This window comes from Hydrogenophaga sp. 70-12 (genome assembly GCF_001897365.1).
Classification (GTDB): domain Bacteria; phylum Pseudomonadota; class Gammaproteobacteria; order Burkholderiales; family Burkholderiaceae_C; genus Hydrogenophaga; species Hydrogenophaga borbori.
Genome location: NZ_MKSS01000146.1, coordinates 1 through 14,349 on the forward strand (window position 1 = coordinate 1; position 14,349 = coordinate 14,349).

Below are 14,349 nucleotides of genomic sequence, written 5' to 3' on the forward strand. Positions count from 1 at the left end.
TCCAAGAAGAACAAGGAGGCGGATGAGCCTGACCTGGCCGGCGTGACGGATCAGGAGATCGCGGAGCTTGCCGCGGCCCGCCTGGCGCCCGACGCCAACACGGGGGATCTCGACGACAACCTGCTGATCACCGAGGACGATGGCGACACGCCCAAGGACGCGCTGGTTTCACTGCCCATTCTGGGTCGCCGCCCGGCGGAACAGCACCAGCGCTCGCTCGCGGTGCTGCTGGCCTTCGCGCTGCTGGTGCTGGGCGCCATCACGTTCTTCGTGCTGAGCCAGGCGGAAAAGATCAGCCAGCAGGTGGCCGCCAGCGGTCAGGCGCTGATGCAGTCGCAGCGTCTGGCCAAGAGCGTGTCGCAGGCGCTGGTGGGCAGCCCCACCGCCTTCCCCGAGGTGCGCGACAGCGCCAGCGTGCTGGCCACCAGTGTGCGCGGCCTCAAGCAGGGCGACAGCAACATGGCGATCGAGCCGCTGGGGCCGGAATACGGCGGCGCGCTCGACGACCTTCTGCCGCGCATCGACGCCGCCGAGCGCAACGCTTCGGCCGTGCTGGGCCAGCAGGCCACGCTGACGCAGGTGGGCGCCGCGCTGCGCACCATCAACCGCCAGTCGTCCGACCTGCTGGAGATCGCTGAGACGATCTCCTCCCTCAAGCTGCAGCAGAACGCGCCCGCCGCCGAAATCTCCGCCTCCGGCCAGCTCGTGATGCTGACGCAGCGCATCGGCAAGTCGGCCAACGAGTTCCTGACGCTGGAAGGCGTGAGCCCCGAGGCGGTGTTCCTGCTCGGCAAGGACCTGATCACCTTCAAGGAAGTGGCGGACGGCCTGCTCAAGGGCAGCGACGAGCTGCGCCTGAGCGCCGCCCGCGACCCGCAAGTGCGCGAGCGCCTGCAGGCCCTGCTGCAGCGCTACGAGGAAACCCGCGTCGAAGCCGGCGCCATCCTGGGCAACCTGCAGGGCCTGGTGGCCGCGCGCGAGGCGCAGGCCGCCATCGTGGCCGACAGCGAACCGCTGCGCGTGGGCCTGGAGAAGCTGCAGCAGGACCTCTCCGGCCGCTCGGGCCTGGGTGGCGGCCAGCTGCTGGCCCTGGCCCTGTCCACGGTGTTCGCGCTGCTGTGCGCGGGCGGCCTGGCCTACGTGCAGCTACAGGACAGCCGCCAGCGCCAGATGATGGCCGAAGGCCAGCGGCTGTCCGCCGAGGCGCAGGAGCAGGAAGCCAAGCGCGTCAACGACGCCAACCAGGCGGCCATTCTTCGCCTGATGAACGAACTGCAGACGGTGGCCGAGGGCGACCTGACGCAGGAAGCGACCGTGACGGAGGACATCACGGGCGCCATCGCCGACTCGGTGAACTACACCGTGGAAGAACTGCGGTCGCTGGTGGGCAACGTGCAGGCCACGGCCACCCGCGTGGCGCAGACCACGTCGGCGGTGGAAAACACCTCGACCGAGCTGCTGGCGGCCTCCACCGAGCAGCTGCGCGAGATCCGCGAAACCGGCCAGTCGGTGCTCGACATGGCGCAGCGCATCAACCAGGTGTCCAGCCAGGCGCAGGAGTCGGCCCAGGTGGCCCGGGCCTCGCTGCAGGCCGCCGAATCCGGCCTGCAGGCGGTGCAGGACGCCATCGGCGGCATGAACGCCATCCGCGACCAGATCCAGGAAACCTCCAAGCGCATCAAGCGGCTGGGCGAGTCCTCGCAGGAGATCGGCGAGATCACCGAACTGATCTCGGACATTACCGAACAGACCAACGTGCTGGCCCTCAACGCCGCCATCCAGGCCGCGTCCGCCGGTGAAGCGGGCCGGGGCTTCTCGGTGGTGGCGGAAGAGGTGCAGCGCCTGGCCGAACGCTCGGCCGACGCCACGCGCCAGATCGCGGCGCTGGTGAAGGCGATTCAGACCGACACGCAGGACGCGGTGGCCGCCATGGAGCGCTCCACGCAGGGCGTGGTCGCCGGGGCCCGGCTGTCCGACAACGCGGGCACCGCGCTGTCCGAAATCGACCGCGTGTCGCGCCGGCTGGCCGACCTCATCGAGCAGATCTCCACCGCCGCCTCCCGCGAAGCCGAGTCGGCCAACGAGGTGGCGGGCAACATCCAGCACATCTTCGCGGTGACCGAGCAGACCGGCGAGGGCACGCGCTCCACGGCCCAGCAGGTGCGTGAGCTGTCGGCCATGGCCGAAGAACTGCGCCAGTCGGTGGCCCGATTCAAGATCGCCTGACGGCGGACCGCTCGAATCCATCAGGGAGGCCCATGACCGAAGCGCCCGAATCCGCTCTGCAGGACTTGCCCAACACCGACCTTGGGCCACTGGCCTGGGTCTTCGAGGAGTTGCGCAAATCGCTCGATGCGGCCAACAAGGCCATTCGGCGGTTCGTGCGCGAGAACGAGCAGTCGCGCCACGGCGATCTCGAAGCGGTGGACCCGGCCGCCCTGCGCATGGCCCGCCAGCAGCTGCACCAGGCGGTGGGGGCGCTGGAGGTGGTCGGCCTGGGCGCGCCCGCGCAGGTGCTGCGCGGCATGGAGTCGGCGGTGCAGCGCTTCGTGCAGAAGCCGGCCAGTTGCGACGAGCAGGCCGCCAGCCGGGTGGAACGCGCCAGCTTCGCCCTGGTCGAGTACCTCGAGGCGGTGCTCAACCACAAGCCCGTGCAGCCGGTGGCGCTGTTCCAGCAGTACCGCGAGGTGCTGGAGCTCGCGGGCGCCGAGCGCGTGCATCCCTCGGACCTCTGGGATTTTGATCACCGGGCGATCGATATGCCGGCGCCGCCGGGCGCCAAGCCGCTCGATGTCAGCCCGGCGGTCCGTTCGCTGTTCGACCGCCTGATCCTGCTCGTCGTCAAGACGCAGAGCGCGGCGGCCTGCCAGCAACTGGCCAAGCTGTGCGGCGGCATGTCCGCCGCCGCCGCGGAGCCGCGCCAGCGCACGTTCTGGCGCGTGGCGGCGGCCTTCTTCGAGGCCGCGGGCGGGCCTGGCCTGCCGTTCGACGTGTACGTGAAGCGGGCGGCGTCGCGCCTGCTCATGCAGTTCGGCCAGATGGCCGCCGGCACCGGCCAGGTGTCGGAAACCCTGCTGCACGACCTGCTGTTCTTCTGCGCGCAGAGCCAGCCCGCCGACGCGGCCGCCACCCAGCACCTGGGCGCCGTGCGCGAGACCTATGGGCTGCAGCGCTACCGCCCGGCCGACTACCACCAGGCCACGCTGGGCCGCTACGACCCCGCCGTGCTGGCGCAGGCCCGCAAACGCATCCAGACGGCCAAGGAGGCCTGGTCCCTGTTCTCGGGTGGCGACCATGCCCGGGCCCGCCAGGTCGGCGACCAGTTCGGCCTGATTGGCGAGTCGCTGCTCAAACTGCATCCGCCCAGCGCGCCGCTCGCGGCGGCGCTGGTCAAGGCGGCCGATCGCGCCGTGAACGAGCCCGGCGGCGTGCGCCCCGAGCTCGCCATGGAAGTGGCCACGACCACCCTGTACCTGGAGGCCGCGTTCGAGGACTTCGATCCCGCCGAGCCCGAGCTCGCGGCGCGCACGCAGGACCTGGCGCAGCGCCTGGGCAGCGTCATCGACGGCGAGGCGGCCCGCCCGCTGGACGGGTGGATGGAGCAGCTCTACCGCCGCGTCAGCGACCGCCAGACCATGGGCAGCGTGGTCGACGAGCTGAAGGTGTCGCTCGGCGAGGTCGAAAAATCGCTCGACCAGTTCTTCCGCCAGCCGCAGGAAAAAGCGGGCCTGCACGTCGCGGTGACCCAGTTGGCCCAGATGCGCGGCGTGCTGTCGGTGCTGGGCCTGGACCACGCGGTGCAGGCCGTCACCCGCATGCGCGGCAGCGTCGAGCAGATCCTGGACACCGAGGTCGACGAGGCCCTGGCCCGTGAGGCCGGCACCTTCCAGCAGCTCGGCGACAACCTGAGCGCGCTGAGTTTCCTGGTGGACATGCTGAGCTACCAGCCGGCGCTGGCCAAGAAGCTCTTCGTCTTCGACGAGGACAAAGGCGGCCTGGTCCCGCTCATGGGGCGCGCCAGTGTGGGCCGCGACCGCTCGCCGCCCGCCCGCAGCGACGCCGAGGCCTTGCAGGCGGGCGTGCGCCGCGTGGTCGACAGCGTCTTCGGTGGACTGGACGACCTCAGCGGCCTGAGCCAGCAGCTGGATTCGCTCGCCGACCAGGCCGCGCTGGCCGAACAGCCGGCGGTGGCCAAGGCCGCGCGCGAGGCCGCCGAAGCCGTGGTGCGCGATGACGCCGCGGTCGGCGCGCAGGCGCTGGTCGGGCTGACCGAAGCCGCCGCGCCCGACGCGCCGGCGGCTCCCTCCGACGCACCGGCGGCCGACGACACGGACGAAGACGACCTGCTCGACATCTTCCTGGAGGAAGCGCGCGAGGTCGTGGCCAATGGCCGCGAAGCGGTCTCGCACCTGCGCGAGCAGCCCTCCGATCTCGACCACCTGACCACGCTGCGCCGCGCCTTCCACACGCTCAAGGGCAGCTCCCGCATGGTTGGCCTCAATGAGTTCGGCGAGGCGGCCTGGGCCCTGGAGCAGTTGCTCAACGCCGTGCTGGCCGAGCAGCGGCCCGCCAGCGAAGCCTTGCTGGGCCTGTCGGGCGAGGCCCTGGATCAATTCGAACGCTGGGTGCGGGACATCGCGGCCCAGCAGGCGTCCGCCTGGCGCTCGCAGCCCTTCCGGGCCAGCGCCGAGGCCCTGAAGGCCCAGGGCGTGTGGCTGCCCCTGCAGGCGCCCCCCGCCACCGTGGCACAGGAACCCATCGACATCGCGTTGGACGACGAGCCGCCAGGGGCCGAGGCCGAGCCGCCGGCCCAGGCACCGGCGGCCGACGCGGCCGCGCCCTCCACCGGCTTCGGCGACCTGCCCCTGCCCGAGCCCTTGTCCGAGGCCGCGCTCGAGGTTCCGCTGCTCGCCGACATCGACCTCGACCTGCTGGCGGCCGTCGCGCAACCCGCGGCCGCCGAGGCGCCCGAGCCAGCCGCGACCGACGCACCCGCCGAAGCCGAAGCCGAAGCCGAAGCGGAAGCCGAAGCCGAAGCCGAAGCCGCACAGGCGACGCCGGCCGAGGCGCGGGACCAGCCCCCGGTGGCCGCGCCCGTGGTGCCGCCCGAGTTCGACCAGCTGGAGGACTTCCCGCGCGAGGCCGTCGAATCCGGTTTTGCCGACATCCAGGAAATCGAGCTGACGGCGCCGGCGCCGCTGCCGCCCGCCGAGCCGGTGTCCATGCCCGTGCCCCTGGTGAGCGCCCCTGCCGAGGAGCCCGTGCGCGAAATCGGCTCGCTGCGCATTGGCCACAAGCTCTACAACGTCTTCCTCAACGAGGCCGACGAGTGGTCCCGCCGCCTGGGCACCAGCCTGTCCGAGTGGGCCATGGAGACCCATGTGCCGGTGCCCGAGTCGGCCGAGGCGCTCGCGCACTCGCTGGCGGGCAGCTCGGGCACCGTCGGCTTCGAATCGCTGTCCGGCGTCGCGCGCGCGCTGGAGCACGCGCTGGGCTCGGTGGCCGCGCGCCAGCGCGAGGGACAGCAGGCGCCGGCCGCGCTGGGCCAGCTGTTCGTGGACGCCGGTGAAGACATCCGCCGCTTGTTGCACCAGTTCGCGGCGGGCTTCCTGAAGGAAGCCGATCCCTTCGTGCTGCAGTCGCTGGTGCGGGTGGTGCACGACCCGCTGGCCTTTGGCGAGCCGCCGTCGGCCGCGCCCGCCACGGCCGACGACGAGGTGTTCCTCACCGTCAGCGACGAGGTCGAGCTGCTGCCGGCCGACGACGAGCCCGCGCCGACACCTTCGGCGGCCGACGAGGCCCTGGACACCAGCGCCGGTTCCGTGACCCAGTGGGACCTGCCCGCCGCGCCCGAGCCGGCGCGCGCCGCACTGGCGCCCGCCGGCCACCAGGACATCGACGACGACATCGACGCGGTCGACACCATCGACGTCGACCTGTTCCCCATCTTCGAGGAAGAGGCCCAGGAACTGCTGCCGCAGATGGGCGCGGCCCTGCGCCAGTGGAGCGCCCGTCCCGACGACGGCAACGCGCGCGCCGAGGTGCTGCGCGGCCTGCACACGCTCAAGGGCAGTGCCCGCCTGGCCGGCGCCCTGCGCCTGGGTGAAATGGCCCACCGCATGGAAACCGCGGCCGAGCGCCTGGGTTCCGACGTGCAGCGCGCCAGCGACCTGGAGGTGCTGCAAAGCGCCTTCGACGCCATCGTGGCGCGCTTCGACGCCCTGCGGCACCCCGACGCCCAGACCGGCGCCGTGGTGCAGTCCGCGCCCGAGACACAGGCGCAGCCCGCGCCCGAGGCGCAGCCCGTGGCCGAGGCCGCGGTGCCGGCCGCGCCGCTCGCCGCGACCAGCGCCCTGGGCGCCCACTTCGTCGCGCCCATCGCGCCGGCCCAGCTGGCGGCGCGCGGTGGGGCCGCCGTGCGCGTGCGCCCCGAGCTGCTCGACCGCCTGGTCAACCAGACCGGCGAGGTGATCATCTCGCGCTCGCGCATGGAAGCCGAGGTCGTCACGCTGCGTGCCTCGCTGAAGGACCTCACGGGCAACCTGGACCGCCTGCGCCAGCAGCTGCGCGACATCGAGCTGCAGGCCGAGACGCAGATGCAATCGCGCCTGGCCCAGGCCCGCGACCACGTGCAGGCCTTCGACCCGCTGGAATTCGACCGCTTCACCCGCGTGCAGGAGCTGACCCGGATGATGGCCGAGTCGGTGAACGACGTGGCCACGTTGCAGCGCAACCTGCAGCGCGCCGTGGAAGCGACCGAAGACAACCTGGTGGCCCAGGCGCGGCAGACGCGCGAGCTGCAGCGCGACCTGCTGCGCACGCGCATGGTGGAGTTCGAGGGCATCTCCGAGCGCCTGTACCGCGTGGTGCGCCAGGCCTCCAAGGAAACCGGCAAGCAGGTGCGCCTGGACATCACCGGCGGCAACATCGAAATGGACCGGGGCGTGCTGGACCGCATGACCGGCACCTTCGAACACCTGCTGCGCAACCACGTGGCCCACGGCATCGAATCGCCCGAGCTGCGCGAGCAGCGCGGCAAGCCGGCCGAAGGCCGCATCGACATCGAACTGCACCAGGAGCGCAACGACGTCTCGCTGGTGTTCGCCGACGACGGCGGCGGCATCGACCTGGAGCGCCTGCGCGAGAAGGCCCGCGAGGCCGGCCTGCTGGCGCCCGATCAAGTCATTGACGACGAGCACGCCGCCCAGCTCATCTTCGAGGCCGGCATCAGCACGGCCCGCGAAGTCTCCGAGCTGGCCGGGCGCGGCATCGGCATGGACGTGGTGCGCAGCGACGTGCTCGCGCTCGGTGGCCGCATCGAGACCGCCACGCGCGCCGGGCAGGGCACCTCGTTCAAGCTGGTGCTGCCGCTGACCACGGCGGTCACGCAGGTGGTGATGCTGCGCGCGGGCGAGCTCATGTTCGGCGTGCCGTCGAACCTGGTGGAGATCGTGCGCCGCGTGCCGCCGGCCGAGCTGCAGGCGGCCTACGCCAGCGGCCACATGCGCCATGGCGACGAGGACGTGCCCTTCTTCTGGAGCGGCGCCCTGTTGCAGTCCACGGCGCAGTCGCAGGAGCCGCAGAACCGCACGCTGCCGGTGGTGGTCTTCCGCAGCGCGTCCCAGCGCCTGGCCATGCACGTCGACGAGGTGCTGGGCAACCAGGAAGTCGTGGTCAAGAACCTGGGCGCGCAGCTGTCGCGGCTGCCGGGCCTGGCAGGCATGTCGGTGCTTGCCTCGGGCGCGGTGGCGCTGATCTACAACCCGGTGGCGTTGTCCACGGTGTACGGACCGCAGGTGCCCGAATGGGTGCGCCAGCAGGCGGCCCTGCCCCAGGCCACGGAGCGCGCCGCCACGGGCGGCGACGCCGGCGCGGAGGCCGCGCTGGCCAGCGTGCCGCTGGTGCTGGTGGTCGACGACTCCATCACGGTGCGCCGCGTCACCCAGCGCCTGCTGCAGCGCGAGGGCTACCGCGTGGCGCTGGCGGCCGACGGCCTGCAGGCGCTGGAGCGGCTGCAGGTGGAGCGCCCGGCCGTGGTGCTGTCCGACATCGAGATGCCGCGCATGGACGGTTTCGACCTCGTGCGCAACATCCGGGCCGACGCCCGCCTGGCCGATCTGCCGGTGATCATGATCACCTCGCGCATCGCCGAGAAGCACCGCGAGCACGCGCGAGAACTGGGCGTGGACCACTACCTGGGCAAGCCCTATTCCGAAGACGAGCTGCTGGTGCTGGTGGCGCGCTACGCCAAGACCACCGCCGACGCCTGAGGGCCGGCGGCCCCGGCCGCTGGCGCCTCACGCTCCCAGGCCGCTGAGAACGTCCTGGTAGAACGCCCCCGCCGGGTCCTTCCACGGGTCGATCGGCACCGGAAACCTCGCCGGCCGATCAGCCCCCCGCTTCTTTCACCACCGCATAACGCGCCAGGGTCTTCTCGCGGGCCTGCGCGTGGTCCACCAGCGGCAGGGGGTAGTTGTCGCCGAGCACCAGGCCGGCGGCGGCCAGCTCCACCGGGCTGGCCTTCCAGGGCGCATGGATCGCCGCGTCCGGCAGGCCGGCGAGTTGGGGCAGGTAGCGCCGGATGAACCGGCCCTGCGGGTCGAAGCGTTCGCTCTGGGTGACGGGGTTGAAGATGCGGAACCAGGGCTGCGCGTCGCAGCCGCTGGAGCTGGCCCACTGCCAGCCGCCGTTGTTGGCCGCGAGGTCGAAGTCGATCAGGTGCTCGGCGAAGTAGCGCTCGCCCCATTGCCAGTGGATGCCGAGGTCCTTCACCAGAAAGCTGGCCACCACCATGCGCAGGCGGTTGTGCATGTAGCCGGTCTGGAGAATCTGCGCCATGGCCGCGTCCACCAGCGGGTAGCCGGTGCGGCCCTCGCACCAGGCCTGGAACAGGGCGTCGGCGGCTTTGCCGTGCTCGTAGCGCACGGCGTCGTAGGCAGGCTTGAAGGCGCGCTGCACCACGTGCGGGAAGTTGGCCAGGATCTGGTGGTAGAAGTCGCGCCAGATGAGCTCGGACAGCCAGGTGCTGGCGCCCGGGTTGCCCTGGGCGTGCAGCCCGTGTGCGATGGACGCCAGCGCGCGCACGGACACGGTGCCGAAGCGCAGGTGCGCGCTCAGGTAGCTGGGGCCCTTGACCGCCGGGTAGTCGCGCGCCTCGTCGTAGCGGTCGATGCGCTGCAGGAAGTCGTCGAACAGCTGGTGCGCGCCGTCCTCGCCGGTGGGCAGGGCGAGCTGTGAGAGGTTGGTGCGCTGGAAGCCGATCTCCGCCAGCGTGGGCACCGGGCGCGACAGGCCCTCGGGCAAGGGCGCCAGCGCGCCCGCGTGCTTGGCGATCGGGTAGGCCTTGAGGTGGAAGGGCGTGAGCGCCTTGAGCCAGGCGTTCTTGTAGGGCGTGAACACGCCGAAGGCCCGCTCGGACTGCGTGAGCACCTCGCGGCGCTCGAAGATCACGTGGTCCTTGTGGGTGCGCAGCAGCACGCCCTGGTGCGCCAGCGCGCCCAGCACCTGGGCGTCGCGCGCCAGCGCGGCGGGTTCGTCGTCGTGGTTGGCGAACACGGCCTGCACGCCCAGGCGCTCGGCCAGCGCGGGGATGGCGCGCGAGGCCTGGTCGTGCAGCACGATCAGGCCAGTGCCCGGCCGGCCGTGCTCGGCGCCCAGCTCGCGCAGCCGCGCGTCCAGCGCCACCAGCGATTCGCGGATGAACTCCACCCGGCGGTCGGCGCGCGGCAGCGGGTCCAGGATGTCGCGGTCGAACACGAACACGCACCACAGCTGGCGGCAGTGGCGCAGCGCGTGGTGCAGGGCCGCGTTGTCGCTGGCGCGCAGGTCGCGGCGGAACCACATCAGGCCGGCGTCGAAATGGCTCATGGTCGGTGGCTGGCGGAGGTGACCGGCGAAGCCGGGCGGGCGGGGGGCGGGACATAGAATCCACGCATGGCCGCCGATTTTGCTCCGACCAACCTGACCCATCATTTCCTGATCGCGATGCCGGGGTTGACCGACGAGTTGTTCGGCCGCAGCGTGGTGTTCATGTGCGAACACAGCGAACGCGGCGCCCTCGGCCTGGTGATCAACAAGCCCAGCGACATCCTGCTGCCCAAGCTGTTCGAGAAGGTCGAGCTGCCGCTGTCGCGCGAAGACCTCATGGAACTGCCCGTGTTCCAGGGCGGCCCGGTGCAGACCGAGCGCGGCTTCGTGCTGCACGAGGCCGTCAACCCCGAGCAGGACGGCGAGTCGGTTTACGCCTCCACGCTGTCCATCCCCGGCGGTCTGGAAATGACGACCTCCAAGGACGTGCTCGAGGCCATGGCGGCCGGCGCCGGTCCGCGCCGCGTGTTCGTTTCGCTGGGCTACGCCTCCTGGGGCCAGGGCCAGCTCGAGTCCGAGCTCGCCGAGAACGCCTGGCTCACGGTGCCGGCCGACATCGAGATCATTTTCGAGGCCCCGGTGGCCGAGCGCTACGAGCGCGCCATGGCCCTGCTGGGCCTGCAGCAGCCCTGGATGCTCTCACCCGATGCCGGCCATGCCTGAGCCGGCCATGCCCGAAGTCGCCGCCACGCTGCAGACCTTCCTGGCCTTTGACCTGGGCCAGCGCCGCACCGGCGTGGCCACGGGCAACCGGCTCACCCGCAGCGCCACGCCGCAGCCCACCATCGTGGCCACCGGCGACGCGCGCCTGGAGCGCGCGGCCGAGCGCATCCGCGAGTGGGCGCCCGACGCGCTGGTGGTGGGCGTGCCCTTCCACCCCGACGGCGCCGAGCACGCCAACACCGCCATGGCGCGCAAGTTCGCGCGCCGCCTGCACGGCCGCCATGGCCTGCCCGTGTTCGAGGTGGACGAGCGCTACAGCACCACCGAGGCGCACGCGCAGGGCGCGCGGGACGCCGACGCCGCGTCCGCCTGCATCATCCTGGAACAGTTCCTGAGGAGCCTGCCTTGACCCCACCCGATGCCGAAGCGCTCTACGCGCAACTGCTCACGCGCGTGCGGGCCGTGCTGGAGGCCGAACCCGCGACGCGGCTCGTGGGCATCGCCACCGGCGGCGCCTGGATCGCCGAGCGCCTGCACGCCGACCTGAAACAGCCCGGCGCCTGCGGCGTGGTCTCGTCCGTCATGCACCGCGACGACTTCGCGCGCCGCGGCCTGGCCAGCAGCGTGCAGACCCAGCTGCCCTTCGAGGTGGACGGCGCGAGCCTGCTGCTGATCGACGACGTGCTCTACACCGGCCGCACGCTGCGCGCCGTGCTCAACGAGCTCTTCGACCACGGCCGCCCCGCGAGCGTGCGCCTGGCCGTGCTGGTCGATCGCGGCGGACGCCAGCTGCCGATCGAGGCGCAGCTGAGCATGGCCCATGTCGAGGTGCCCGCCGGCCAGTCGCTCGAACTCGCGCGCGACGGCGACGGCCGCCTGCGCTTCGTGCTGGAAAGCCAAACATGACCCCCGCCCGCAACCCCCAGCTCAACAAGAACGGCGAGCTCATCCACCTGCTCTCCACCGAGGGCCTGTCGCGCGACATCCTCACGCACATCCTCGACACCGCGTCCAGCTTCACCAGCGTGAGCAACCGCGAGGTGAAGAAGGTGCCGCTGCTGCGCGGCAAGAGCGTGTTCAACCTGTTCTTCGAGAACAGCACGCGCACGCGCACCACCTTCGAGATCGCGGCCACGCGGCTGAGCGCCGACGTCATCAACCTCGACATCGCGCGCAGCTCCACCGCCAAGGGCGAGTCGCTGCTCGACACCATCGCCAATCTCAGCGCCATGGCGGCCGACATCTTCGTCGTGCGCCACAGCGAGTCGGGCGCGCCCTACCTGATCGCGCAGCACGTGGCCCCGCACGTGCACGTGGTCAACGCCGGCGACGGGCGCCACGCGCACCCCACGCAGGGCCTGCTCGACATGTACACCATCCGCCACTACAAGCAGGACTTCACGAAGCTGTCGGTGGCCATCGTGGGCGACGTGCTGCACTCGCGCGTGGCGCGCTCCGACATCCACGCCCTCACCACCCTGGGCTGCCCCGACGTGCGCGTGGTCGGCCCGCGCACCCTGGTGCCGAGCGACCTGTCGCACATGGGCGTGCGCGTGTGCCACACGCTGGAGGAGGGCATCAAGGGCTGCGACGTGGTCATCACCTTGCGCCTGCAGAACGAGCGCATGAGCGGCGCGCTGCTGCCCTCCAGCCAGGAGTACTTCAAGAGCTTCGGCCTCACGCCCGAGCGCCTGAAGTGGGCCAAGCCCGACGCCATCGTCATGCACCCGGGCCCCATCAACCGCGGCGTGGAGATCGACTCCGCCGTGGTGGACGGTCCGCAGAGCGTGATCCTGCCGCAGGTCACCTTCGGCATCGCCGTGCGCATGGCGGTGATGTCCATCGTCGCGGGCAACGAAGCGTGAGCACCCCCGCGCCCGACCCCGACACGCGCTTCTGGAGCCCGCCCCTGCGCGGGCTGAGCGCCTACACGCCCGGCGAACAGCCGCAGGGCACGGGCTGGATCAAGCTCAACACCAACGAATGCCCTTACCCGCCCTCGCCGCTGGCGCTGCGGCGCATGGCCGAGGCGGTGGACGAGCGGCTGCGCCTCTACCCCGATTCCTCGGCGCTGGCGCTGCGCCAGACCATCGCCGCGCAGCAGGGGCTGCGGGTGGAGCAGGTCTTCGTGGGCAACGGCTCGGACGAGGTGCTGGCGCACGCCTTCATGGGCCTGTTGCGCCACGGCCGGCCGGTGTTGGTGCCCGACGTGAGCTACTCCTTCTACCCGGTCTACTGCGCGCTCTACGGCGTGGCCTGCCAGCCCGTGCCCCTGGACGCCGAATTCCGCGTGCGGGTGGCCGACTACCTGCAGCCCAACGGCGGCATCGTGCTGCCCAACCCGAACGCGCCCACCGGCATCGCGCTGTCCCTGGGCGAGATCCGCTGGCTGCTGGAGCGCAACCCCGATTCGGTGCTGGTGGTGGACGAGGCCTACGTGGACTTCGGCGCGCAGAGCGCCGTGTCGCTCGTCGACGAGTTTCCCCAGCTGCTGGTGGTGCAGACCCTGTCCAAGTCGCGCGCCCTCGCGGGCCTGCGCGTGGGCTTCGCCCTGGGCCACGCCGACCTGATCCGGGCGCTGAGCACCGTCAAGGACAGCTTCAACTCCTACCCGCTGGACCGCGTGGCGCTGGCCGGCGCGCAGGCCGCGCTGGAGGACCAGGCGCACTTCGCCTCGCTCACGCGGCGCATCGTCGACAGCCGCGAATGGCTCGCGCGCGAGCTGCAGGCCCTGGGCTTTCACTGCCTGCCCTCGAGCGCGAACTTCCTGCTCGCGCGGCACCCGCGCCACAGCGCGGCCCGGCTGCAGCAAGACCTGCGCGAGCGCCGCATCCTGGTGCGCCACTTCAACCAGCCGCGCATCGCCGAGCACCTGCGCATCACCATCGGCTCGCCGGCCGAATGCGAGGCCCTGGTGGCCGCGCTGCGCGAGCTGATCGATCCCGTCCGGCACCGCGATTCCAAGGTGACACCCGCATGAAAATCCTGATCCAGAACGGCCGCGTGATCGACCCGGCCAGCGGCCGCGACGAGATGGCCGACGTCGCCATCGCCGCCGGTCGCATCATCGCCATCGGCCGGGTCGCCGCCGACTTCCACCCCGCGCGCACCATCGACGCCGCTGGCTGCGTGGTCGCGCCGGGCCTGGTGGACCTGTCCGTGCGGCTGAAGGAACCCGGCCAGGAACACGCCGGCATGCTGGAGAGCGAGACCGCGGCGGCGGTGGCCGGCGGCGTCACCTCGCTGGTCTGCCCGCCCGACACCGAGCCCGTGCTCGACGAGCCCGGCCTGGTGGACATGCTCAAGTTCCGCGCCGAGAAGCTGCACCGCTCGCGCGTCTTCCCGCTCGGCGCGCTCACGCGCGGCCTGGCCGGTGAGGTGCTGACCGAGATGGCCGAGCTCACCGAGGCCGGCTGCGTGGGCTTCGGACAGGCCGAAACCACCATCCAGAACACCCAGGTGCTGCTGCGCGCGCTGCAGTACGCGGCCACCTTCGGCTACACCGTGTGGCTGCGCCCGCAGGACTTGTGGCTGGGCAAGGGTGTGGCCGCCAGCGGCCCGCTGGCCACGCGCCTGGGCCTGGCCGGCGTGCCCGTCGCGGCGGAGACCATCGCGCTGCACACGCTGTTCGAGCTCATGCGCGCCACCAAGGGCGGCGCGCGCGTGCACCTGTGCCGCCTCAGCAGCGCGGCCGGCGTGGACCTGGTGCGCGCCGCCAAGGCCGAGGGCCTGCCCGTCAGCTGCGACGTGAGCGTGCACAACCTGCACCTCACCGACGTGGACATCGGCTTCTACGACAGCCGCTTTCGCCTGCAGCCG

Annotated in this window: 9 protein-coding genes; 8 read left to right on the forward strand and 1 reads right to left on the reverse strand. The window is 71.7% G+C overall.

Annotation, left to right across the window (positions count from 1 at the left end; all coding sequences use genetic code 11):
• Positions 1 to 120: 120 nt before the first annotated feature.
• Together BGO22_RS08845 and BGO22_RS08850 are read left to right on the forward strand one after the other, a co-directional pair.
• Complete coding sequence (locus BGO22_RS08845) at positions 121 to 2,226, forward strand: methyl-accepting chemotaxis protein (RefSeq protein ID WP_286850276.1); 2,106 nt, start codon at positions 121 to 123, stop codon at positions 2,224 to 2,226.
• A gap of 32 nt (positions 2,227 to 2,258) precedes the next feature.
• Complete coding sequence (locus tag BGO22_RS08850; protein WP_070397334.1) at positions 2,259 to 8,270, forward strand: hybrid sensor histidine kinase/response regulator; 6,012 nt, start codon at positions 2,259 to 2,261, stop codon at positions 8,268 to 8,270.
• 118 nt (positions 8,271 to 8,388) lie between these two features.
• Here BGO22_RS08850 and BGO22_RS08855 read toward each other — a convergent pair whose 3' ends face one another.
• Positions 8,389 to 9,867, reverse strand: coding sequence for a cryptochrome/photolyase family protein (locus BGO22_RS08855; RefSeq protein ID WP_070397335.1), 1,479 nt, complete (start codon positions 9,865 to 9,867; stop codon positions 8,389 to 8,391).
• A gap of 66 nt (positions 9,868 to 9,933) precedes the next feature.
• On the opposite strand from BGO22_RS08855, the gene BGO22_RS08860 reads away from it, so the two are divergent.
• The 6 genes from BGO22_RS08860 to BGO22_RS08885 form a co-directional block, all read left to right on the forward strand.
• Positions 9,934 to 10,530: a YqgE/AlgH family protein gene (locus tag BGO22_RS08860; RefSeq protein WP_070397336.1), complete on the forward strand. Its 597-nt coding sequence runs from the start codon at positions 9,934 to 9,936 to the stop codon at positions 10,528 to 10,530.
• The gene (gene ruvX, locus BGO22_RS08865) at positions 10,514 to 10,939 is read left to right on the forward strand and encodes a Holliday junction resolvase RuvX (protein WP_070397337.1); all 426 of its coding nucleotides are present in this window, start codon (positions 10,514 to 10,516) and stop codon (positions 10,937 to 10,939) included. Before BGO22_RS08860 ends, ruvX begins: the two co-directional genes overlap by 17 nt.
• Entirely contained in the window at positions 10,936 to 11,436 is a 501-nt protein-coding gene (pyrR, locus tag BGO22_RS08870; protein ID WP_070397338.1) for a bifunctional pyr operon transcriptional regulator/uracil phosphoribosyltransferase PyrR, read from the forward strand. The genes ruvX and pyrR overlap by 4 nt, the downstream gene beginning before the upstream one ends.
• Positions 11,433 to 12,395: an aspartate carbamoyltransferase catalytic subunit gene (locus BGO22_RS08875; RefSeq protein ID WP_070397339.1), complete on the forward strand. Its 963-nt coding sequence runs from the start codon at positions 11,433 to 11,435 to the stop codon at positions 12,393 to 12,395. Before pyrR ends, BGO22_RS08875 begins: the two co-directional genes overlap by 4 nt.
• Positions 12,392 to 13,510 carry a histidinol-phosphate transaminase gene (gene hisC, locus BGO22_RS08880; protein WP_070397340.1) on the forward strand — a complete coding sequence of 373 codons (1,119 nt, stop codon included), beginning with the start codon at positions 12,392 to 12,394 and terminating at the stop codon, positions 13,508 to 13,510. Before BGO22_RS08875 ends, hisC begins: the two co-directional genes overlap by 4 nt.
• Positions 13,507 to 14,349 (forward strand): dihydroorotase (locus BGO22_RS08885; RefSeq protein ID WP_286850273.1); only part of this gene is annotated, 843 nt, incomplete at its 3' end. The genes hisC and BGO22_RS08885, both read left to right, overlap by 4 nt.

Excerpts from the sequence above, each read along its gene's own strand:
- BGO22_RS08850 (WP_070397334.1), top strand. The coding sequence starts at position 2,259 with ATGACCGAAGCGCCCGAATCCGCTCTGCAGGACTTGCCCAACACCGAC.
- BGO22_RS08855 (WP_070397335.1), bottom strand. The coding sequence starts at position 9,867 with ATGAGCCATTTCGACGCCGGCCTGATGTGGTTCCGCCGCGACCTGCGC.
- BGO22_RS08860 (WP_070397336.1), top strand. The coding sequence starts at position 9,934 with ATGGCCGCCGATTTTGCTCCGACCAACCTGACCCATCATTTCCTGATC.
- ruvX (WP_070397337.1), top strand. The coding sequence starts at position 10,514 with ATGCCGGCCATGCCTGAGCCGGCCATGCCCGAAGTCGCCGCCACGCTG.
- BGO22_RS08875 (WP_070397339.1), top strand. The coding sequence starts at position 11,433 with ATGACCCCCGCCCGCAACCCCCAGCTCAACAAGAACGGCGAGCTCATC.